At 42.3% G+C, this 20,941-nt stretch carries 21 protein-coding genes and 1 tRNA gene; 1 reads left to right on the top strand and 21 read right to left on the bottom strand.

Annotation, left to right across the window (positions count from 1 at the left end; translation table 11 throughout):
* Positions 1 to 5 precede the first annotated feature (5 nt).
* From T344_RS0124970 to T344_RS0124865, 21 genes are all read right to left on the bottom strand, one after another.
* Positions 6 to 1,007, bottom strand: coding sequence for a PdxA family dehydrogenase (locus T344_RS0124970; RefSeq protein ID WP_027630969.1), 1,002 nt, complete (start codon positions 1,005 to 1,007; stop codon positions 6 to 8).
* 349 nt (positions 1,008 to 1,356) lie between these two features.
* Positions 1,357 to 2,184 carry a carbohydrate ABC transporter permease gene (locus T344_RS0124960; protein ID WP_004630304.1) on the bottom strand — a complete coding sequence of 276 codons (828 nt, stop codon included), beginning with the start codon at positions 2,182 to 2,184 and terminating at the stop codon, positions 1,357 to 1,359.
* Positions 2,181 to 3,071, bottom strand: a complete 891-nt coding sequence (locus T344_RS0124955; RefSeq protein WP_004630313.1) for a carbohydrate ABC transporter permease — start codon at positions 3,069 to 3,071, stop codon at positions 2,181 to 2,183. The genes T344_RS0124960 and T344_RS0124955 overlap by 4 nt, the downstream gene beginning before the upstream one ends.
* An 85-nt stretch (positions 3,072 to 3,156) precedes the next feature.
* Positions 3,157 to 4,494 (bottom strand): ABC transporter substrate-binding protein, encoded by a 1,338-nt coding sequence (locus T344_RS0124950; protein ID WP_027630968.1) that lies wholly within the window; start codon positions 4,492 to 4,494, stop codon positions 3,157 to 3,159.
* A gap of 45 nt (positions 4,495 to 4,539) precedes the next feature.
* Positions 4,540 to 5,562 carry a LacI family DNA-binding transcriptional regulator gene (locus T344_RS0124945; RefSeq protein WP_034863122.1) on the bottom strand — a complete coding sequence of 341 codons (1,023 nt, stop codon included), beginning with the start codon at positions 5,560 to 5,562 and terminating at the stop codon, positions 4,540 to 4,542.
* A gap of 183 nt (positions 5,563 to 5,745) precedes the next feature.
* The gene (locus T344_RS0124940) at positions 5,746 to 6,975 is read right to left on the bottom strand and encodes a Tm-1-like ATP-binding domain-containing protein (protein WP_027630966.1); all 1,230 of its coding nucleotides are present in this window, start codon (positions 6,973 to 6,975) and stop codon (positions 5,746 to 5,748) included.
* A gap of 30 nt (positions 6,976 to 7,005) precedes the next feature.
* Positions 7,006 to 7,809, bottom strand: a complete 804-nt coding sequence (locus T344_RS0124935) for an N-acyl homoserine lactonase family protein (RefSeq protein ID WP_027630965.1) — start codon at positions 7,807 to 7,809, stop codon at positions 7,006 to 7,008.
* A gap of 28 nt (positions 7,810 to 7,837) precedes the next feature.
* Positions 7,838 to 8,284 (bottom strand): RpiB/LacA/LacB family sugar-phosphate isomerase, encoded by a 447-nt coding sequence (locus tag T344_RS0124930; RefSeq protein WP_027630964.1) that lies wholly within the window; start codon positions 8,282 to 8,284, stop codon positions 7,838 to 7,840.
* Positions 8,281 to 9,084, bottom strand: a complete 804-nt coding sequence (gene tpiA / locus T344_RS29275; RefSeq protein ID WP_051572257.1) for a triose-phosphate isomerase — start codon at positions 9,082 to 9,084, stop codon at positions 8,281 to 8,283. Before tpiA ends, T344_RS0124930 begins: the two co-directional genes overlap by 4 nt.
* A gap of 12 nt (positions 9,085 to 9,096) precedes the next feature.
* Positions 9,097 to 10,374 (bottom strand): RuBisCO large subunit C-terminal-like domain-containing protein, encoded by a 1,278-nt coding sequence (locus T344_RS0124920; RefSeq protein WP_027630963.1) that lies wholly within the window; start codon positions 10,372 to 10,374, stop codon positions 9,097 to 9,099.
* Positions 10,375 to 10,408: 34 nt separating this feature from the next.
* Positions 10,409 to 11,038: a class II aldolase/adducin family protein gene (locus T344_RS0124915; RefSeq protein ID WP_051572254.1), complete on the bottom strand. Its 630-nt coding sequence runs from the start codon at positions 11,036 to 11,038 to the stop codon at positions 10,409 to 10,411.
* A gap of 152 nt (positions 11,039 to 11,190) precedes the next feature.
* The gene (locus T344_RS0124910; RefSeq protein ID WP_027630961.1) at positions 11,191 to 11,919 is read right to left on the bottom strand and encodes a FadR/GntR family transcriptional regulator; all 729 of its coding nucleotides are present in this window, start codon (positions 11,917 to 11,919) and stop codon (positions 11,191 to 11,193) included.
* Positions 11,920 to 12,036: 117 nt separating this feature from the next.
* The gene (locus T344_RS0124905; RefSeq protein WP_027630960.1) at positions 12,037 to 12,420 is read right to left on the bottom strand and encodes a diacylglycerol kinase family protein; all 384 of its coding nucleotides are present in this window, start codon (positions 12,418 to 12,420) and stop codon (positions 12,037 to 12,039) included.
* Positions 12,421 to 12,448: 28 nt separating this feature from the next.
* Positions 12,449 to 12,940 carry an rRNA maturation RNase YbeY gene (ybeY, locus tag T344_RS0124900; RefSeq protein WP_027630959.1) on the bottom strand — a complete coding sequence of 164 codons (492 nt, stop codon included), beginning with the start codon at positions 12,938 to 12,940 and terminating at the stop codon, positions 12,449 to 12,451.
* The gene (locus T344_RS0124895; RefSeq protein WP_027630958.1) at positions 12,921 to 15,200 is read right to left on the bottom strand and encodes an HD family phosphohydrolase; all 2,280 of its coding nucleotides are present in this window, start codon (positions 15,198 to 15,200) and stop codon (positions 12,921 to 12,923) included. The genes ybeY and T344_RS0124895 overlap by 20 nt, the downstream gene beginning before the upstream one ends.
* 16 nt (positions 15,201 to 15,216) lie before the next feature.
* Positions 15,217 to 16,194, bottom strand: coding sequence for a PhoH family protein (locus T344_RS0124890; protein WP_027630957.1), 978 nt, complete (start codon positions 16,192 to 16,194; stop codon positions 15,217 to 15,219).
* 3 nt (positions 16,195 to 16,197) lie between these two features.
* Positions 16,198 to 17,397 carry a sporulation protein YqfD gene (gene yqfD, locus T344_RS0124885; protein WP_027630956.1) on the bottom strand — a complete coding sequence of 400 codons (1,200 nt, stop codon included), beginning with the start codon at positions 17,395 to 17,397 and terminating at the stop codon, positions 16,198 to 16,200.
* A 118-nt stretch (positions 17,398 to 17,515) separates the two neighbouring features.
* A complete protein-coding gene (yqfC, locus tag T344_RS0124880) occupies positions 17,516 to 17,857 on the bottom strand; it encodes a sporulation protein YqfC (RefSeq protein ID WP_004625393.1) in 342 nt (113 codons plus the stop codon).
* A gap of 28 nt (positions 17,858 to 17,885) precedes the next feature.
* Positions 17,886 to 18,812 (bottom strand): delta-lactam-biosynthetic de-N-acetylase, encoded by a 927-nt coding sequence (gene pdaA, locus T344_RS0124875; RefSeq protein ID WP_027630955.1) that lies wholly within the window; start codon positions 18,810 to 18,812, stop codon positions 17,886 to 17,888.
* 310 nt (positions 18,813 to 19,122) lie between these two features.
* On the bottom strand, positions 19,123 to 19,824 hold the full coding sequence (locus tag T344_RS0124870) for a DUF881 domain-containing protein (protein WP_027630954.1): 702 nt from the start codon (positions 19,822 to 19,824) through the stop codon (positions 19,123 to 19,125).
* Positions 19,802 to 20,542 carry a DUF881 domain-containing protein gene (locus T344_RS0124865; protein WP_027630953.1) on the bottom strand — a complete coding sequence of 247 codons (741 nt, stop codon included), beginning with the start codon at positions 20,540 to 20,542 and terminating at the stop codon, positions 19,802 to 19,804. Before T344_RS0124865 ends, T344_RS0124870 begins: the two co-directional genes overlap by 23 nt.
* 309 nt (positions 20,543 to 20,851) lie before the next feature.
* Between T344_RS0124865 and T344_RS0124860 the strand changes: the two genes are divergently transcribed.
* A tRNA-Trp gene (locus T344_RS0124860) sits at positions 20,852 to 20,927 on the top strand.
* Positions 20,928 to 20,941: the final 14 nt, after the last annotated feature.

Below are 20,941 nucleotides of genomic sequence, written 5' to 3'. Positions count from 1 at the left end.
TATAATCAAGTTAAGGTATTGTCCCACTCTGCCATTTTTGAAGCTATCATCACCGCTTTTTCCATGGGTTCGATATTTGCAATGCCCTGTCCGGCAATGTCAAATGCTGTTCCATGTGCCGGTGTTGTGATGGGATAAGGGAATCCGGTGGAAACCGTCACTCCTTCATGGAATTTCAACAGCTTCAGTGCAATCTGCCCCTGATCGTGATATAACGTAGTTACCGCATCGTACATGCCTTTGAAGGCACTTATAAATATGGTATCTGCCGGAAATGGTCCGGCAACGTTGATACCCTCTGCTTTAGCCGCATTTATCGCAGGAGTTATGACCTCAATTTCTTCGGTGCCGCAGGAACCTGACTCGCCGGCGTGGGGATTCAATGCGGCAACAGCAATTCTCGGATCATGGTAACCGTTCTTTTTCAAGGTACTGTGGGCAAGTCTCATAGCGTCCAGCAAAGCTACTATTGTCAACTTGCCAGGGACCTCTTTAAACGGAATATGGCTGGTTGCCCTGGAAGTCCACAATCCATTTATTACATTCATCTCGCCATATACATCCTTCCACCCGAGATAATGTGCCATCATATTCATTTCAGACTCAAAATCAAAACCGCCCTTTTTCAATGAGGCCTTATTTAAAGGTGCATATACAAATCCATTTATAATTCCTTTTTTACAAAAATCCAGCGCAGCAAGCAAAGCCTCTCCTGTTGCACGTCCGGATTCCGCATTTATGGTGGAAAGAGCTACAGTCTCAATATTCAGATTTTTCAGGTCAAATATATTTACAGACCCATCCCATTCTATTTTTGATGTATCTTCAAGCATTGTGACCGGAAAATCCACTCCTGCAATTTTCATTCCCCATCTTAATACCCTGACATCTCCTATTATCAGAGGTCTGCAGTAATCATCAAATTTTTTCAGGGCGCACATCCCGGCTACAAGTTCCGGACCGATACCTGCAGCCTCGCCTAAGAGGATTCCTAAAACTGGTTTCATAATTATATTCCTGTCTCTTTCTTTTAGTTTACATTCCTATTTAGTTTGCAGTCCTTACCCTCTATTGACAATGTATAACACGCCTCACGCCGGCTATTTTGCCGCTTTTCTTTGTCGTCGTCCTTGCCTTGCGTCAGCAAGCCTGCGTCCATCCTCCTCGAAAATCGCCAAAATATCTCAGCGCGAGGTCGGTGATTTTTGAGTGAGATAATTTGGCTTGCGGCAAGGCAAAGGCGTGCAGTAAGGCTTTGTGCCTTGCAAGCGGCTTCAACGCAGCCGCAAGGCAAATTAACCACTCAAAAACGTATTGTACATTGTCAATAGAGGGTAATGTTTACTGTTATATTTTCTACCCTTTGATACCTGTTGTAACTATTCCCTGTACAATCAGTTTCTGGAACATTAAAAATACTATCAATACCGGAATAATGGCAAGCAGGGAAATAGCCATGAGAGAATTCCACTCAACATAGAACTGGCCTACAAAGCTGGCCAATCCCAGCTGAACTGTGTACATGTCCTTGTCACTGGTTGTAATAAGCGGCCAGAGAAAATCATTCCATCTCCACATGAATGTAAATATGGACAGTATTGCAATCAATGGTTTGCAGTTTGGCAGTATGATTTTTACAAATATTTTGAACTCGGACTCTCCGTCGATTCTCGCCGCTTCTATTAATTCATACGGTATCTCATCCATGAACTGCTTGGACAGAAACAGGCCAAAAGCTTCGGCAGCCCTTGGAATGATCAGGCCCGCATAGCTGTTGAGCCAACCCAGCTTTGAAAGAATAATAAAGTTCGGTACCATAATGATTTGCATGGGTATCATCAAGGTGGAAAGTACGATCAAAAACAGTACCTTTCTGCCTCTGAACCTGTATTTTGCAAATGTGTATCCTGCCAGCAGGTTGATAAACACTGTTAGAAGCACCGAAACTGTGGCAACGATGCCGCTGTTTAAAAAATACCTTGCAAAGGGAGCCATGCTGAATATTTCTGCAAAATTGCTCCATTGAGGATTTGACGGAAAAAGTATCGGAACTTTTGCAAATAGGTCTTCCGATGGTTTCAACGCAGTTGACAGCATCCAGAATAACGGGAATAATGTTACCATTGCCGCCAGTAATAATAATATAAATGCAATCCGGTCTTTTAAAACTTCCTTTTTTATCATTGCTGGTCATCCCCCTTCATTTGCAGCAGAGTTAAAATAAATATTATAAGGAATAATACAACTCCGCCTGCTGATGCATATCCCATCTCTCCAACCTGAAATGCCTGTTTATAAATATAATGAACCATTACCGTACTTGAGAAACCCGGTCCTCCTCCAGTCATGGTATAGAACAGGTCAAAACCCATAAACCCGTAAATTATGGACATTACCGTCAGGAATACTGTTGTCGATCTCAACAATGGCCAGGTAATATATTTAAACTTCTTCATGTCCCCCGCACCGTCAATCTCAGCTGCCTCATAATAGTCCTGTGATATTCCCTGCAAACCTCCCAGGTAAATTACCATGCAATAGCCGCATCTTACCCAGATTGTGGCCAATATTACCGAAGGCATGGACAGGGCATTGCTGGTAAGCCACTGCTGTTCTCCTATTCCTACCGCCTCTAAAACATAGTTCAGCACGCCGTAATCAGTACTTAATATCCATTGCCATATCAAACCGGTTGCAACCAGGGAAACTACCGTAGGGATATAGAATATTCCTCGAAGAGCCCCCCTCAGCGGCATATTTCTGTTTAAAGCTATTGCCCCGATCAAGCCAAGCGCCAGAGTTGTGGGAACAGTGGCCAGGGTATAGTAAACCGTATTCAGCATTGCCGCAAGAAACTGTTTGTCGCTCAGCAATTTAACATAGTTGGAAATTCCGTTAAACTCCGGTGTACCTATAAGAGTCCACTTGGTAAAGCTCATGGTAAAGGTGAAAATAATGGGGATAATCATAAAAGTCAAAAACAGAAGCATATTTGGTGCAATAAACAAGTATGGAAGAAATTTATTTCTGTTAAGCCTGGTATTATTTTTTTTAACTGATGAAAGCTGCATTTTTCACGTCCCCTATCAGGTTAAAGTCAGACCTGCAAATCAAAATTTGCAGGTCCGCCATACATTTTTTGGTTTGCCGGATATATTACTTTAATGCCGCATCAATGCCATCTTTTAAAGCCTTTTGTACCTCTGCCGGATCTTTCCCCTGTGTGAATAACATATCCAGTTCATCCGACAGTAAAGCAGTAATTTTGCTCATATTCGGGGATGTAACAGACTGGGCCATATTGGCCGGAACTGTTGTGGACTGCTCCATGAATACTTTCATTATGTCAGGTTGGTTTATTGCGTATTTGAGCTTTTCAGGAGTAATACTGTTTCTTGCAGGGAGGAATATACCATTCTCTACAAAATATGTCATGCTTTCCTGTGATGTCATAAACTCTATGAATTGCAGCGCCTGTTCAGGATTCTTTGCCTTATTCATGACCGACAGTGCATTTCCGCCCATGTCGGAAGCAGCAGCCTTATCCCTTGGCATGTAAGTTACCCCATAAGTATAATTTGTCATGTTCTTATCAAAGTTGGTTGCCAGCCAGTTTCCGTTGATTATCATACCAACCGTTCCATTGGTAAATAAGGTGTTGATATCTTCAGTACCCTTTACACTTGTTCCGGCAGGCACCAGACCTTCATCAAAGAATCTCTTTGACAGCTTCAGTGCTTCCAGCGCTTCAGGGCTGTCTATCTTGCTTGTGCTCAAATCATCCGAGAGGAGCTGACCACCCTTTTGATACAGCAGAGGCAGCCATCTGTAGCTGTTCCCTTTTGTCCAGTTGTATGCAAAGCCATATTTGGCTCCAGCTTTTTCTTTCAGCTGTTTTGCTATATCAAGGAACTGGTCCCAGGTCCAGGCATCTTCAAGCTTGGTAGGAGCTGTGATGCCAAGTTTCTCAAAGTAATTTTTATTATAATACAACGCCAGAGTATCAGTATGTTGTGGTATAGCATAAGTCGCACCTTTGTAATTAACCGCACTCCATAAGGAAGGAAGAAAGTCTGAGCTGAAATCTGAAGGGAGGTCTTTGGTTATATCTTTTAGAACACCATTACTTGAATATCTTCCCACCTGCTGGAATTGAATCCTTATAGCATCGGGTACATCATTTCCGGCAATTCTGGTTTCAAGTTTTGTATAAAAATCCTTAAATTCTCCACCTTGCATTGTCAGCTTGATGTTTGGATTTTCATCCTGGAACTTTTTAGCCAATGCATCAAAAGCATCGCTCTCTCCGCCGGCACTTGCCCAATAAGCAAACTTGATTGTTACCGGTTCTTCCGCTTTTCCGGCGGTGCTGGCAGCACTTGCAGACGAATTTGACGGTGCTTGATTTGAAGCTGATTGTCCGCCGCATCCAGTCAATACTGCTGTTATTGAAAGAACAACTGCCAATGACAAGCCTAAAATCTTTTTCTTCATGAATAATTTCCTCCTCAAATTGGGTTTTATTAGATAAAGGAACTACTATTCCTTTATTCTCGAACATGAATCTCTGATAATAAGACTGGTATTCAAAACCTGATTTCTTACGACATCCTCTTTTGATATAAGTTTAATTATTGCATCTCCAGATACTTTCCCAAGAGAAGTAATGTTCTGAGAAACTGTGGATATACCCGGCTCATATAAAGCGCTTATGCTGATATCATCAAACCCCATGACCGAAAAGTCCCTGGGCACTTCATATCCCTCCGACCTAAGTGCTTTTATCACACCTATGGCCATCAGATCATTGGCACAGAAGATGGCACTATGCTTTCTGACATGCTCCATATTGCTTTTTATCAGTTTGAAGGTATTTTCGCTGGTATAATCGCTTATCAAAATATTATCATTGTCTTCGGAATTTTTTTTCTGAAGCAGCCCCCGGCTCTTCAAGGCTTTATTGAAGCCCTTTATTTTTACTTCACTGGAGTAACTGTTCTCTGAACCGCTTATAAACAAAATATTTTTATGTCCTAAATCAAGTAGGTACTCTGTGGCTTTGAAAGCCCCATCTCTTTCATCGTTGTAAATAAAAACAATATCCTTATCATTAAAGTATTTGTTGACCAGAACCAGCGGCAGGGTTTTATTAAGCTTTCTATAAAAGGAGGCCGGCAGTTTTTCTATTTTCGGTGCTATGATCACGATACCGTCTACCTGCCGCTCCAGAAAGTTTTCTACGGCTTTCTTCTCTTCAAAACCATCACTGTTGCTGTTAACCAGAATAATGTCATAACCTTTTGCGTTGCACTGATCTGAAATACCCCTTACCACTTCAGGAAAGAACATGTTTGTTATGTAGGGGACTATTATTCCTACAGTGTTTGTCTTTTTCCGGACCAATCCCCTTGCTATGGCATTAGGTTTGTAATTCAGTTTGTCAATGGCTTCCTGTATTGCTTTTTTAGTATTGACATTCACAGGGTATGAATTATTAAGATATCTGGAAACTGTCGTAATTGATACACCGGCCTCTTTAGCAACATCATTTATGTTTGACATGGCATACCTCCATAATGTAATTATTTGCGAAAACGTTTTCTAGAAAGCGCTAACACGAAAACGTTTTCGTATTACATTATATAAAACAAGGTTACATAAGTCAATATCTTTTTAGGTTATTTTGCACAATATATTTTCAATATAAAGTACGCTTTTTGTGCAAACTCCCCTCAACAGTTACATTTATTCCATATTTTGCTGCCTGAGCAGCCTGAGCAGCTCTGCCGCAGCTGTTTTACTGAATATCTCATCATTAATATTTGCATCCACATCAACGATTTTAATATCCCTGCGCAATCCCCTGTACAACACTTCAATCAAAGCGTTGTCGACCTCCGGGGCATATAAGGCTTCACCCGGAGAAGTATTCTGTCTCAATCCGCGTAAGGGAATAATTACAGTGACGGGTCCGCGGCTTTTGTTTAACCGCTCGGTAATAATCTCGCCCACCCTGACTATTTCCTGCTCCAGGAGCTTAACGTGTACAATGTTTGAGTTATGATATATATGTTTGCGTTTGTTTAAATCCTGCGGCAATTCTTTTGCATAAAAGTCAATAAAGTCAACCCCTCCGGGTGCCACCACCTGGGGTATGCCCGCATTGCAGGCTGCAGCCAGCCTGTTATTGGCCCCTGTGGAAAAGCCCTTTCCGAACATCTCGGATGTGATTTCATGCAGGGACAAGTCCATTACTGCCCGGATTGCGCCCTCTTGAATAAATTCTTCCATCGCCCGTCCTCCCACACCGGTGGAATGAAAGCTTATGACCTGGAAGCCGGCTTTTTCCATCAGCTTGACTGCCTCTGCAACTCCGGTATTGGTCACCCCCATCAGCGTTGCCCCAACAATGAGCTCCTGGCCTGATTTTAATGGAGCTCCCGCGTGTTTGGCCATTCCCGCAATAGCTGCCGCAGCATTGCTTAAAATGGTGCGGGTGAGGTTATTGATTCCGGATATGTCTGCAATGGACGGCATTATAGTGATATCCTTTGTGTCCACGAATGACTCGAAAGTCCTCTGTCCGCACGCAATTGTGGAGACCATCAGCTTTGGCAGCCCAACGGGCAGGCTTTTCATTGCACTGATGCCTATGGTTGTATTCTGGGCACCGCCGAGAGACAAAACAGCGTCAAAATTCCCTTGAGCATACAGTTCAGGCATCAAAGCAGCTATCCCTTCCAATAGTCCCGCTATCATTTCATGTTTTGGAATGTCATATATACTGTCCCATTCCCTGCCTGCCACCCTGGCCACATCTTCAGCCCTGATATGGGGCATAATGCGCTCGCTGCCCTTTGCTCCCACATCTATAATGAAAGTCTTGCAGCCCTGTTTTTCTATCATTTCCTTCACAAATGTCACTTCAGCTTCTTTTGTATCCAAACTGGCGATAATTGCTATGGTTTTTTCCATGATATCAATAATTACCTTCCATTCAAACGGTTATTTTCCCAGAACCGGAGTTTTCTTAATACGTTCTTCTATTTCCGGTTCATGGCAAGGCAGTATGAATTCCAGGCTTTTAGCTCTTTTCTTTTGTATTTCAAGACTCTTCCAGCATTCCACCATATTTGCAAAGCGTGCCGGCGGAGTTACTGTATAGTTGATCTCACCGATTTCATTAAAGTTATTCATGATGAAAGCCGAATCGCCTGCACAAATATAACTGCCCTGGTTTGTGTCGATTTCAACAGACTGGTGTCCCGGAGAATGTCCAGGTGTGGGGAATACTCTCACTCCGGGAGCAATTTCCGCCTCACCGTCCACAAGATCTATTTTTATACCTTCAAAAGGACGCTTCACTCCCAGCGACGGGTGTTCGTAGGACTTATAGTACAGTGGTATTGGATCCATGGCGAACTCATACTCCTTGCGCTGTGCTATAAACTGGGCATTGGTGAATTTCTCCATGTAAAATATATGATCCCAATGCAGATGAGTGAAAATAACTTTCTTAATATCCTCACATTTGCAGCCTATCTTTTCAAGCTGTTCATGGATTGCCATTCCCTCCGGCTGATAAGAGCCCGGATGGTGATATGCACTTGCCCTGTCGGTCCAGGCCATACCCGTATCCACCAGAATAAGCTCCTCCCCTCCTTCTACAAGAAATGTAAACACCGGCAGTGCAACCTTTTCATCACTTATGTCAGGATAATATTTGTGGACCGAATGATGATAATGATACTGCTTTGGATAGGTTGGTATATATCCTGTATTGATTGGTCTTACAGTTAGTTTAGACATTTTATATCTCCTTGTTATTTAATGATTATTAGCCCAGCTTTTCAATCTGATATATTTCCTGAACTTTTCTCGCTGAATTGCTTTTACTGTCAAACTCCAGATTCAGCCAGAGGTCAGTCAGAGAATATGCAGTTTTAGGCCCTATGACCTGTGCTCCCATACACATGATATTGGCATTGTTGCTGAGTATTGACCTTTCGGTGGAATAAACATCATGGCATACTGCGGCATAAGCACCTTTAACTTTGTTGGCGGTCAGCGCCATACCGATTCCGGTACCGCATATCAGTATGCCTCTTTCACATTCTTTTTTAGAAACTTTCTGTGCAACGGTATAAGCTATGTCGGGATAATCTATTTCATCCCTGTTATAAGCACCGACATCAACAAATTCATGTCCTTTAGCTGTGAATTCCTTTATAAGCATCTGTTTAAAATCAAATCCCCACTGGTCACTTCCTATTGCAATGATCAATTTTCATCGTCCCCTCTCTGCTTCTTAACTTTTTTGCTCCATGAATCTTTGATTATATCAAGCATCTCCATATAGGATTCGATGCTCAAACTTGCCCTGCCTACAAAAACTCCGTCAATATCAGGCTGTGAAATGAGCTCCTCCACATTTTTAAGGGACACACTTCCGCCATATACCACGGTAAATTCAGTCCCCTCGGACCTCCCGTATATCTGCGCAAGAAGCTGTCTGATAAATCCAAGTATCTCCTGGGCATAATCGGGTTGGGCCGAATCCTCCATGCCTATGGCCCATACAGGCTCATATGCATAAATAATTTTTTTAGCGTCAGCATAAGGTATTCCGTGCAAAGCGTTTTTTATCTCTATTGAAAGCAGCTCTTTGGCAAGATTTTTTTCTTTTTCCTGCAGTTCCTCTCCCATGCAGAATATGGGTACCAGGCCGTGTTCCATGGCCTTTCCGATTTTTAAATTTACTGTCCGGTCTGTCTCTCCAAATAACGTTCTGCGTTCTGAATGTCCGATTTCCACATATTTGACAGCCATTTCCTTCAGTGACAATACCGATACTTCTCCGGTAAAGGCTCCCTTTTCCTCCCAGCACATATTCTGTACCCCAACATTTATGTCAGTCCCTGCCAGTATTGCCGTTACCCTTTCTACAGCCGTGAAGGACGGAAGCACAAACAGTTCTGCGTCCTGTTCCCCGGGAATATTTTCTTTCAGCCTTTGAGCATAATTCATGGCTTCCTTATCCGTTAAAAACATTTTCCAACCCGAACCGAAAACTGGTTTTTTCACTAACTCATCCTCCTAGGTCTTTTGATACCCCCACAAATCCAGAGCACATTTCAATTCCTCGTGACGGTTTGCGGCATCCTCCATTTTTGTTCCTTCAACCACTGCATCCACAGCCTGTCTCATTGCCTTTGCCCCTGCGGCGGCTCCCATGGGGTGACCCTGCACCGCCCCGCCGGAAGCCAATATTATATCTGCTCCCAGATCACTCATATACCTTTCTACCATGCCGGGGTGTACTCCGCCTCCAACAGCCGGAAATACCGGCTTCAGGTCATAAAAAGGCAGGGTAAGCTGCTGTACTGTGTTTAAATATTTCTGATGCTTCAAATTGGAACCTCCATATGGTGTATTGATAACCACCATATCCGCTCCTGCCAGTCTCGGGAATTTCCCTGTGACCAGGTGGGAGCTTATACCTGAGAACCCTGATTCATAGAACAGTCCGGCTCCCGCATAATGCCCCAGAATGGGAATATCTATTGATTCCGAAATATAATTAAGAACGTCATAGCCCACTGCCGAATAGTTGATCATAATTGCGTCAGCACCCAGATCAACTGCATTTTTTGCATTATTCAGCATATTTCCCACGCGGTCGGTAATATTCACCACGTACAGGGTTTTGTGTCCGGTGGCTTCAAAGGCCCTCCGGGCTGCTTTTTTATATTCTTTTACCCTTTTTGAAATCTCACTGAAGGCAGGATTACCCAGAAGTTCGTCATCCTTGATCAAATCAACTCCGCCTAAAGCCGTCTCATAAAAAATTCCGGCACCTGCTTCAGGTGTGATTCCTGTACAGGGCTTTATCATGTTAAGCAGCAAAGGACGATTTTTCACACCACTCAGTTCGCGTATGCCTTCAATACCATATTTGGGGCCGCCGAAACCAGCTGTGAATTTTTTGGGGAACTGAACGTCAACAAGCTTTGTCTGAATTGAGGTGGAAGCATCGTTACCGACCAGGGTTGTCAGCATCATGGGGAACTGGTTCCCGAAATTCTCTATGGGAAATGCTATCTGAATCAGATATTTTCTTTTTTCATCCCCGGACACTTCAAGATCGGCAGGCGGAATATCATAGATGTTTACTACCTTACCCATATGCCGTTCTCTCATTGCATCATCAATCCCGGGAACGGGAATCCATGTTCCGAGGGTTTGACCTACGGCAAATGCAGAAGCTTTTTTTACTATACTTTCATTCTGCATCAACTCAACGTAATAGGTGGCTATTATATAATCCTCATCCTTTATCTTTTCCATTAAACAAAAAATCTGCTCATTTTTCATTTTAATCTCCATTTCAAATGCTTTTAAATTCTGTTTAAAGATCTTTAAATTTTTTTAATGTACTTTTAAGAACTGCATTCAGGTATACGATCTTTGCCGTCTCCTCTATAAGCTCGGCTGTCTGGCAGGCTTTAACCGCGCTTTTCCCAATTGCCACAATACCGTGGCCTTCCAGTAAAAATGCCTGCAAGCCGGCCTTCTCGTCCATATTTTTATATATTTCCAGCATGCCTTCCTTTGGAATTGTGGGTGTGTCATAGGATAAATTTGGTATGGCATGCTTCAGTTTGAGCATTGCGTGCTGTGTTATAAGAGGCAGATCTTTTTTTGTGTAGGTCCATGCTATGGAGTATGGAGAATGAGTATGTACTATGGCACCGATATTTCCGTATTTTTCATACAGGGAAGCGTGGAGCACAAACTCCTGTGTAGGCTTCAAATTGCCCTCCTGCACATTTCCCTGAAAGTCGGTAACCACAATATTATCATGTACACATTCATCAAAAGCCACACCGCTTGCCTTTACTGCCATTAAACCGGAATCCGGAACCCTGACACTTATATTGCCCCCTGTGCCGGTCTGAAGTCCCGACCTGACAGCTCTCCGGGCAGCCAGTATTAAATCGTCCTTTGCCGCAATAATATTTTGTTTCAGAATATCCATTGGATAACCCCCTTTTATTGTTAAGCTCTTCTGTGTATAAGTTATAATCCTCACTAATTGGTAAGGTGGTATTACCACTTTGAATAAAAAAATCCGGCTAAATGTATATTACAATATTAATCTCAATTTTTCAGCTGGATTTTTAACAGAACTTATTCCTGATCTTTTTTATAACTCTTCATCATGAGATTGCCCACGCTGATGATATGCTCCCTCGAACAGTTGTATGCCTGCTCAGGATCCCTGTTTTCTATGGCTTCTGTTATCTGCCGGTGAAAATCTATATAATCATAAATTTCATGACTTTCGCTCAAACTCCAAATTTGTTGTATCCTCAGCGTTTTATGAATTGCATTGAATAGATTGAGAAATAGTTGATTGTGTGAGGCCTTTACTATGGCCGTATGAAACTTGATATCCATGGAACTGAATTCATCATAATCACCGTTCCGGATGGAAGCCTCGGCATCTTCGGCCTTTATCCTGTAATATTTGATCTCCTCCAGCTCTTCTTTTGTAGCTAAAGTTGCAGCAAGCTTTGCACATTCAGACTCCAAAATCTGGCGGAACTGCAGAATTTCAAAAACCGAAGTATCGCTGGAATACATATATGTCGCCAGCTTCCCTGTGAGAAAACTATTATTGGCATCACGTATAAAAGTGCCCTGGCCGTGCTTTGTTTCTACAAGCCCCAGCTGGCTCAGGGATCTCAGAGCTTCCCTCAGGGGAATACGGCTGACGCCCAGTGTTTCGGCAAATACCCTCTCGCTGGGAAGTTTATCACCGCTTTTTAACTCTCCTTTTATGATACGTTCTTCAATGTATGCAACTATTTGATCGCTTACGGCATTTTTATTTATTACTCCATCACTATAATTCAAAACCAAGACTCCTTTTGTAATATTAAAAATTTGCAAGCCACCAAACTAACTTGGTAAGGTGGTATTACCACTCTTTATATTCATACTATCACCTGACATTATCTTTGTCAATTGGATTTAAAAATATTTCAATAAAATAATCAACCTGTTTATAAGCTTATCTCCCAGAATGATCCAGCCAATGGCAACACTGAAGAATGCGGATACAAGGACGGCTCCTGCCGACACGTCCTTTATTATTTTGGCTTTGGGATGATATACGTCAACAATGATATCAACCATGACCTCCATTGCTGTATTTATGAGTTCAAAACAAATAACCATAGCTATTGTAAGGCAAAGTACGGTCAATTCAAGCCTGCTTGCGCCAAGCCAGAGCGAAAGAAGAATAACACCGGCAGCAGCGGCAAAATGAATCTTCATATTCCTCTCTTTTACAAGGGTATACCATATACCCTGAGAAGCCGTCTTAAAGCTCTCGTAAAGATTTCTGTTTTTCATATATGTCTCCACATCTGCATAAATGCAGCTAAATACTGTGCCTGTTTAAACCCATTTGCCGCAGGATTTTTTCCTGCTTGCCAAGCATTATTTTTTCCTCCTCCGCTTCCATGTGGTCATAGCCCAGCAAATGGAAGCAGGAATGTGCCGTCAAAAAGGCAATTTCTCTTTCGAAACTGTGTCCGTACTCATGGGCCTGCCTTTTTGCAGTCTCGGCAGATATGATTATGTCCCCCAGCATCAGCTCTTCGGATTCGGGATCGTAGTCCCCCTCATCCGAGATGAGTTCACCGTTTTCAAATTCCGCCATAGGAAACGAAAGCACATCGGTAGCTTTGTCAATATCCCTGTGTTCCCTGTTTATTTTCCTTATTTCCTCGTCGTCCACTATTAACACGCTTACCTCATAAGCCTTTTCCAGCTTTTCAGCTTTCATACAGAGGTCTATGGTGCGCTCTATCAACTCATTTATATTTCCGGATATTGAAATCCTGTCCTGTTCATTTTCTATTATTATCAACCCTTGCCTCTCCTTTTCCGCGGTTTTCCCCGTCAGCTCCTGCCGGTCTCCCAACGGCATCTGTCCCGGCGGCTTCGGATAACTCATTAATCTCTTTGGTATTCACATTATTCGCTCCCATCAGGGCATCCTTTATTTCAGGATACTGCTCCCTTGCGTGGAAATATCCGCTCAATACCCTCATGAAAGAATTTGCTATTTTATCGAGGTCATTTAATGTAAGCTGACAATTGTCAAGCTGACCGTCGTCCAGCTTATCCTTTATAATTTTTCTGATCAGAGCTTCAATTTTGGCTTCTGTTTTATCATTCATGGATCTCACGGCAGCCTCAACCGAATCGGCCAGCATTACCACTGCTGCTTCCCTTGTCTGAGGCTTTGGTCCGTCATATCTGTAGTCCTCCTGCTTGATTTCGGCCTCGCCCTCTCCCTTCAAAGCCTTATGATAAAAATAGGCAACCAGTGTAGTCCCGTGATGCTGCTTGATTATATCAAGTATTGACTGGGGGAGTTTATATTTGGCTGCTATGTCAAGGCCATCCTTGGTATGGGACGTAATGACAAGGGTACTCAGGTTTGGAGTCATCCTGTCATGGGGGTTTTCGGTCAACTGATTTTCCTTGAAAAAGTCAGGCCTTTTAAGCTTGCCGACATCATGGAAATACGCACCTGTTCTCGCCAGAAGCGCATTGGCACCCAGATCCTCGGCGGCAATCTCTGCAAGATTCCCTACCATCAGGCTGTGGTGATAGGTCCCCGGAGCTTCGATCAAAAGCTTTTTCAGCAGCGGATGATTGGGATTTGACAACTCCAGAAGCTTCAATGGGGTGACTATATTAAAGGCGCTCTCCAGAAACGGCAGGAAGCCAATGGTAAGAATCATTGACACAAAACCGTTCAGAAATACTACCGCACTGTCGATCAGTATGGTCTTGGAATCACTCTTATAAATAAAGTCCAGACAAACAATAAAAACAGTATTTATAAGGCCGAGCAATACTCCATTCATGGACATCCTGCTGCGCTGATTGGCCTTTGAGACCATAAATGCCGATATGACACCGCAAATAAGGCCCAAATACAGAAATTTCAAATTCCCCTTGGACATTACTGAAATGCCGATGGTCAGAATACAGTTTATCACCACGGCGGTTTCAATATTCAAAAGAGTTGCTACCAGCATGGTCCCCATAAATATAGGTATTACAAGACCATCGTAAAATGTAAACAAATACCTTGCAAGCACCAGAATTATTGTTATTATCAGACAAATCAACAGTATATCCTTCCGTCTGTTGTATATGTCCTTGTTATATTTCCTCAGGAACAGGGCTGTCAGCGTTGTAAGGAATAAAATTACAAACAGGATACCCGCTGAGAACAGGTAATCATATTTTCCGTTTTTCTCAAGCAGATTGAGATCTTCCAGCAGTTTCAGCTTATCGTCGGTAACTATATCTCCAAAGCTTATTATCCTGGACTCTTTTTTTATCTTTACAATGTTTGCATTGTCGTTGTAGGCTTCTTCCTTCTTCTTTGCGGTAGCATCAGCATCCACAATCCTGTTTGGCTTTAAAATGCTCCTGACCAGATGTTCCCCTATATTCTTCAATTCCTGGCTTATACCCTGCTCACTCTGGTAACTGTTCTGCAACCTATGTAAATGTATTGCAAGATTGCTTTCGGTAACCTCTTCGGCCATGGATTCGGAAATCAGACGCCTGGTCAGCTCCTCGAAAATTTCCATTTCGCTGTCTGTGGCCTTTGTAACAAGGTAGCTTATCTGGTCCTGCGACAGGATTATACCCTGTTTTTTCACCTGTCCCGACAAACTGTTGATTGCAATATTCTGGGCATCCTTCAGATATTGGGCATAGTTTTCATCCCTGGATGATATACCCATATCCTTTAAATATTTCTCAACACTTGATCTTGACCCGGCCACTGCCTTGAAAAAGTCGTCCTTTTTATAGATTACCTCCACAAAGGCTTTGGTATCTTCCTTTGTGACGGGTTCGACATTTTCCATAGCAGCCAGCCTGTTCTGTTCGGTCAAAACCTCATTTACAATGTCTCTCGGTGCGGGAATGTCATATCTGGATACGTCACCGACACTCAATTTGTATTTGGTGGGCTGGGCACCTGTTTCAATTATGATAAAAGCAATTAAAACAGTAATCAATACCAGGAACATCCTTTGTACATTGTTATTCCTGGCAAGCTTGTTCAGTTTGCTGGTATTCTTCTTGTTTTTTTTCATTGGCAAATCCCCTAAACTACTGCTTTACACTGTTCTTTTTATCGTATTTGTCATAAGCAACTATGATTTTCTGTACCAGTTCGTGCCTGACAACGTCTTTTTCTGTGAGGTAAACAAACTCTATACCATTGATATCCTTTAAAATATTTGTCACTTCCTTGAGGCCCGATCTCTTTTCCCCCGGCAAATCTATCTGGGTGATATCCCCGGTTATAACCGCCTTTGAGTTGAAGCCTATTCTGGTAAGGAACATCTTCATTTGCTCGGGAGTTGTGTTCTGGGCCTCGTCAAGGATGATGAAGGAATTGTCAAGAGTTCTTCCCCTCATATAGGCCAGGGGAGCTATCTCTATCATACCTCTTTCCAGGTATTTCATATAGAGATCAGCACCCATTATTTCATACAAACCGTCATATAAAGGTCTCAGATACGGGTCGACCTTGTTTTGCAGATCCCCTGGCAGAAAACCCAGCTTTTCACCGGCCTCCACTGCCGGCCTTGTAAGGATTATCCTGTCGACCTCCTTGTTTCTGAAAGCCGTAACCGCCATTGCAACTGCCAGGAAGGTCTTACCCGTGCCGGCAGGACCTATTCCAAAAACTATATCATTCTTCTTGATGGCGTTGAAATAAAGCTTCTGTCCATGGGTCTTATACTTGATCTGCTTCCCTTTGGCTGTCAGACACACATAGTCCTGTATAATTTCATCAGCTTTCTCTATCTGCTTCTCAAGGGTGAGCCCAACCAGGTATTGAACATTTTGCCTGGTTATGGATTGTCCCTGCTTTGCAATTTCCAGAAGCTTTATTACTATTACTTCGGCCTTTTGTACGTTTTCCTCCTCACCGCTAATAGTGATCGAAGTCCCTCTTGTCAGTACCTTCACCTCTAAGGCGTCCTCTATAATTTTGATATTTTCATCATAATTTCCGAAAATATTCATTGCATACTCAATACTGTAAAAATCAATACTCTTTTCCACTATTTCTGTCAAGTATCACATTCCTCCAATCTCCTGTGTAATTCCGATGTCTTCAATGCATTCTATCAATGCTCTGACTGATTTGCTTCCATCGCCGTCCTCAACTTCAGTAATATTCTTCTTCAACACCTCTGCGTGAGAGGGTATCTGCTTCTGTGCCAATTCTACCGCCTTCTCAGAAGCAATTTTTTTTGCCGTTGCCATATCAACCTTGTTCTGTTCCAATTCATACTCGTAATACTGATCAGTGATCAGTTCAAAAGGTAAAGCAAAGTTGGCTCCAAGCGACAGCTTTTTTTTCAATTCCACATGCTCTGAATTATTATATGGAATTTGAGTGTGAAATAATTTGATTTTTTTTGTAAAAAAAACTATCGAATACATTTCTTTTTTCAAGCCCGTTCTTTTAGCCGTTACGAGATTTTGCTCAATTTTTGCAGTTGCTTCATACCAGGTCCTTGCCTTTACGCTTCCCATGGAATGCACCATCAATGGAGGTGCTTCAGGATTTTTAACATTGAGCACCCTGCCTGTAATCAACTGCTGACCTTTTGTAACAGTATCTCCAATCTTTACTGTTTCAAGTCCCTCCTTGGCAACTATCGAATAAACCACTCCGTCCCTGGATGCTATGATATCACAGGGAATTTCCTTATTTATCAATTCAGGCGGCTTTGTTCTTTCGGTGACTTCCACATAAATCCTGGTTCCTTTTAGTGAAACACTGATTCTGGCCAGGTCATTTATTTGAAGCATCATATTTTCCACAACATCATCCGTATTGATCCTGAATTTCAAGGCACCTGTCCTTACGCCGTTCTCCCTTAACCTTTCCAGTATAAATTCGGTAGAAACATTACTGTTTCCGGCAACTGATATATCCCAGATAAAGGAGGATATCAGAAAAAAAGCAATAATACAAATACCGGAACCTATCACAAAGGCCTTACGGCTTTTATACCTGTTTAAAATAAACGGGATACCTTTTCGCTTGACAATATGCACCTTGCACCTGGTCTTCTTTACAACAGGTCTCAGCTCCCTGAAATCATCTATACTGAGTTTCATTGACACCCTGCTGTTCTTTTGCCACTTGACATTCCAAAGACGGATGTTTCTATGGGTACATATGTTTATAAACTTTTCCAAAAAGTAACCTTCAACTATAATAATAACATATCCCTTGATATAATTCCATAATCTCCAAATCAACATCTAATCTCCTATCTGCGTACCCGGTACATGCACGCAAGCAAACAGTGATAAAGAGCACCTGCGTTTTTTCATATGCCCAAGATATTCTTCATTTGCTCAAATTCAATCATCCGATAATCTATTTCATAAATTCCAGAGATTGAATTTCACCAAAAATCATTATGTTTTCGAGTGTGATTTCCTTTATGTAAATATTAGTGCCTGTTACCTTAATGATTCCCGAGGTTGTATTGAGTCTTATAATCCCTTCATCATACTCTACAATGCCTTTGTAGTTTTCAACAATGAGATCCCCATTCCCCAGCATGGTCAGCTTGGGCATATTCAAGACTATTTCTTTAGGGAGTTCAAGGATTTCAGCAACCTTTTCCTTAAGTCCGGGTTTCTTCTTTTCCTGCTCCTTTTTGGCAGCCCCAGCTTTCCTGACAGCCTTTCCTTTCTCCAAAGCCTTACTCTTCATCGGATTCCTGCCTCTCTTCACAGTAGAACTAGTTTGCAAGTTCTTCCACATTTCCGAATTCGTATCCGCTTGCCCGGACTCCTTTTATTATCATATCCAGGGCATCCGCATTATCTTTGGATACTGCGTGCAAAAGCATTACTTCTCCATTATGCAGGTTGCTCATAACTTTTTTGTATGCATACTCGGGACCGCGTATTTTGTCCCTGTGCCAGTCATCATACGCAAAGCTCCAGAAAAGGTTGCAATAGCCCAGTTTATATGTGATGTTCAAGCTTCGTTCACTGTACTCGCCTTTTGGGGGTCTGAGGAATTTCATTTTTGCACCGAACTTTTCGTTGAAAGCCCTCTCAAGCCCCAGAACTTCCTCTTCTATCTGTGAATCATCCTTTTCGGGGAGGCTCGGGTGATGAATGGTATGGTTCCCCACCGTATGGCCTTCCTCAACCATTCTCCGCACCAAGTCCTGATGTTCGTTAAGGTAGGGGCCTGTAATAAAAAATGCGGCCTTTACATTGTTGTCCCTTAGAGTATCGAGTATTTTGGGGGTGTAACCATTCTCGTAGCCCTCATCAAAGGTGAGATAGATAATATTTTTTGTTACATCTCCCAAATATTTGCCGCCGTATTTTTTCAGCACATCACCTGCCCCAGGGTCTGCCCTGGGAGTCTGGCCGTCAGGCTGGCGGCTGATCCCCCAGCATCTTTTCTGCTCATAGGAATAAACACCCTGCTGTGCAGATTCCTCCCCCGCAGCAGAGTCTACCTCATCTATAACTCTGCCTGTCAGCTCGTTGGAATAGTCGACATTCCTGCTGCTGGCACTATAAACCCCGCCCAGGTCCGAGAGTCTGGAATTCAGGTCTGCCCTGTTATGGCGCACTATAAAGTTATCAAACAGCAGGGCAAAAATGACCAGTATAATAAATATGGTAATTACTTTTCTAATCCTCAATTTAACTACCCCCATCGACGTAATTGATACATTACAACGCATAAGATTAATTGAAAATTTTAAAAGAATTTTCTTACTTAGGCGCATCTAACGAGGAAAAAGAGTCCTGTAGGACAGCACAGACATCTATGGCCTCGTTATGATAAAAGTTATTTATATTTATTTATATAAACTTTATATTGATTTGAGAACAAAAAAAGAGCCTTGCAGTATGATGTTTTAACATACTGCAAGACTGCCTTGTCATTTGTGGTAAAGCTGATGATTTTGTATTATACAATTTGTTTTAAAACAAGGCCGGGGCCCTGGGTCAATCCTTTTCCACCGGCTTTAACTTATCTGTCCTTATCAATTCCTCACTTATTTTCGGAATCTCAATGTTATCAGACTTTTCAACATGTACATCTATGAAGAGCTTTATTTTTTCCAGGGCTCCGCCGATCATATTCAGTGCATTCACTGCATTGTCAGGGTCTACAATGGCTTTTATCACATATGGCGGTGTAACATGCCGGCCGTTTACCATTATATAACCTCCGGCGACCCTCACCTCGGTAGTGTCGATTATTCTCTGGTCATTAATTGCCAGCGCCTGGGCATCTGTGGCCCTGAGCTCGTTCAGCACGAACAAAAGATCGTCATCCTCCACATTAAGTGAATCTTCCTTTGCAAAAGTCACAGTTACACCCCTGCCTTTAACATCGGTCAGGCCTGCCACTGTTTTCAGCTTCTGTATTTCATCGGTCAAAAGCTTCAGGTTTTCGTCGGAATTACCTCTTGCGCTTTCGAATTTGTTAAGCTGAACCTGCAGTTCGTTAAGCTTTGCCCTCAGATTCTCATTATTTTTCTGTTCATTGAGTATTTTAACAACCAGATCATCTTTTTTCTGGCTTTCCAGATTCATAACCTTTGCATTGCTCCTGATGCTCTGGAACTGCCAGGACAAGGCCAGGCCCAAAATAACGCATATCAAGGCTATGGATATATTTCTACTTACTCTTTTTGCTTTCATTATTAACTACCTCCAACTTGGAAATCAAACCGCTGATATCATTTGAAAATTTAGGTATTTCAATGCCTTCCTTCTGAGTTATGGTGACCCTTTTGCCAAGGGTGGTCATTTCATCGATCAAACCGCTGCCGGTCAAGGTCGCGTACAGTTCATGAGGATCACCGATGGCTTTTATTTCATATGGAACCGCATAGCGGTTGCTGTTGACCTTTATGGTAGGACCGGCACACACCTGCTCACTTGTGGAAATGATCCTCTCATTATTGATGGAAATAGCCTGCGCTCCGCCGATTCTGAGCTGATTCACCACATTCAGTATGTCGGAATCGTGGATAATATAGTCCATAACCGAATCAGCATCAACTACGTCAGGTCCCTCAGCATCATTGAGGGTAATAATGACTCCGTCCCCTGTAATATCCGTCAGCCCGCATATCAGTCTTAAATAGTCAAGTTCCATTTTGGACTGGGCATTTGCCGCATTGGTTGAAGAGGCCTTGATAAAAACCTCCTTGTCATTTTCCAATTTTGTTATCTGGGCCTTATAGGATTCCCCAAGCTTGATTTTTGAATCAAGCTGGTCCTTCAGCTTGCCCAGATCCAGGGTCTCGGCATTTTGACGCTGCATGTCCACAGTGCTTCTTATCTGAATAGTAGCCAAAGCACCCAACCATATGAAGATTATAAATAAAATAAAGAAATTGTCTCTGAATTTCATAGCTGCCTCATTATCTGTATTTTACAATCGGTCAATCAAGTGTGCCTTAAAATTATATAACTTGAGTTCAAAATGTATTATTTTAAAATGTGTTGCTTTAAAATTTACTGCTTAAAAATGTTACTTAATATTCTACTTTTAATAATACCTTTTTTCAAGTAAAGGAGCAATATTATTAAAAAACCCGGAAATAATACGGTCGAAAAATGGAAAATAGCTATCCTTATCTTCACACGCAAAATTCTTGGTCTAAATATCAGTTTTTCATTGACAAGACTGCAAACTGTATTGTATACTAATATTCGTCTTAGGGGAGTAGCGCAATTGGTAGAGTAGCGGTCTCCAAAACCGTCGGCTGCGGGTTCAAGTCCTGTCTCCCCTGCCAAAAAAAGTCTTGTA

The sequence above is a fragment of the Ruminiclostridium cellobioparum DSM 1351 = ATCC 15832 genome, from assembly GCF_000621505.1.
GTDB lineage: Bacteria > Bacillota > Clostridia > Acetivibrionales > DSM-1351 > Ruminiclostridium > Ruminiclostridium cellobioparum.
This window is presented reverse-complemented; position numbering and strand designations above follow the sequence as displayed.

Bases quoted from the DNA above. Each gene is read 5' to 3' on its own strand.
- T344_RS0124970 (WP_027630969.1), bottom strand. From the start codon at position 1,007: ATGAAACCAGTTTTAGGAATCCTCTTAGGCGAGGCTGCAGGTATCGGT.
- T344_RS0124960 (WP_004630304.1), bottom strand. From the start codon at position 2,184: ATGATAAAAAAGGAAGTTTTAAAAGACCGGATTGCATTTATATTATTA.
- T344_RS0124955 (WP_004630313.1), bottom strand. From the start codon at position 3,071: ATGCAGCTTTCATCAGTTAAAAAAAATAATACCAGGCTTAACAGAAAT.
- T344_RS0124950 (WP_027630968.1), bottom strand. From the start codon at position 4,494: ATGAAGAAAAAGATTTTAGGCTTGTCATTGGCAGTTGTTCTTTCAATA.
- T344_RS0124945 (WP_034863122.1), bottom strand. From the start codon at position 5,562: ATGTCAAACATAAATGATGTTGCTAAAGAGGCCGGTGTATCAATTACG.
- T344_RS0124940 (WP_027630966.1), bottom strand. From the start codon at position 6,975: ATGGAAAAAACCATAGCAATTATCGCCAGTTTGGATACAAAAGAAGCT.
- T344_RS0124935 (WP_027630965.1), bottom strand. From the start codon at position 7,809: ATGTCTAAACTAACTGTAAGACCAATCAATACAGGATATATACCAACC.
- T344_RS0124920 (WP_027630963.1), bottom strand. From the start codon at position 10,374: ATGAAAAATGAGCAGATTTTTTGTTTAATGGAAAAGATAAAGGATGAG.
- T344_RS0124915 (WP_051572254.1), bottom strand. From the start codon at position 11,038: ATGGATATTCTGAAACAAAATATTATTGCGGCAAAGGACGATTTAATA.
- T344_RS0124905 (WP_027630960.1), bottom strand. From the start codon at position 12,420: ATGAAAAACAGAAATCTTTACGAGAGCTTTAAGACGGCTTCTCAGGGT.
- T344_RS0124895 (WP_027630958.1), bottom strand. From the start codon at position 15,200: ATGAAAAAAAACAAGAAGAATACCAGCAAACTGAACAAGCTTGCCAGG.
- yqfD (WP_027630956.1), bottom strand. From the start codon at position 17,397: ATGTTGATTTGGAGATTATGGAATTATATCAAGGGATATGTTATTATT.
- yqfC (WP_004625393.1), bottom strand. From the start codon at position 17,857: ATGAAGAGTAAGGCTTTGGAGAAAGGAAAGGCTGTCAGGAAAGCTGGG.
- T344_RS0124870 (WP_027630954.1), bottom strand. From the start codon at position 19,824: ATGAAAGCAAAAAGAGTAAGTAGAAATATATCCATAGCCTTGATATGC.
- T344_RS0124865 (WP_027630953.1), bottom strand. From the start codon at position 20,542: ATGAAATTCAGAGACAATTTCTTTATTTTATTTATAATCTTCATATGG.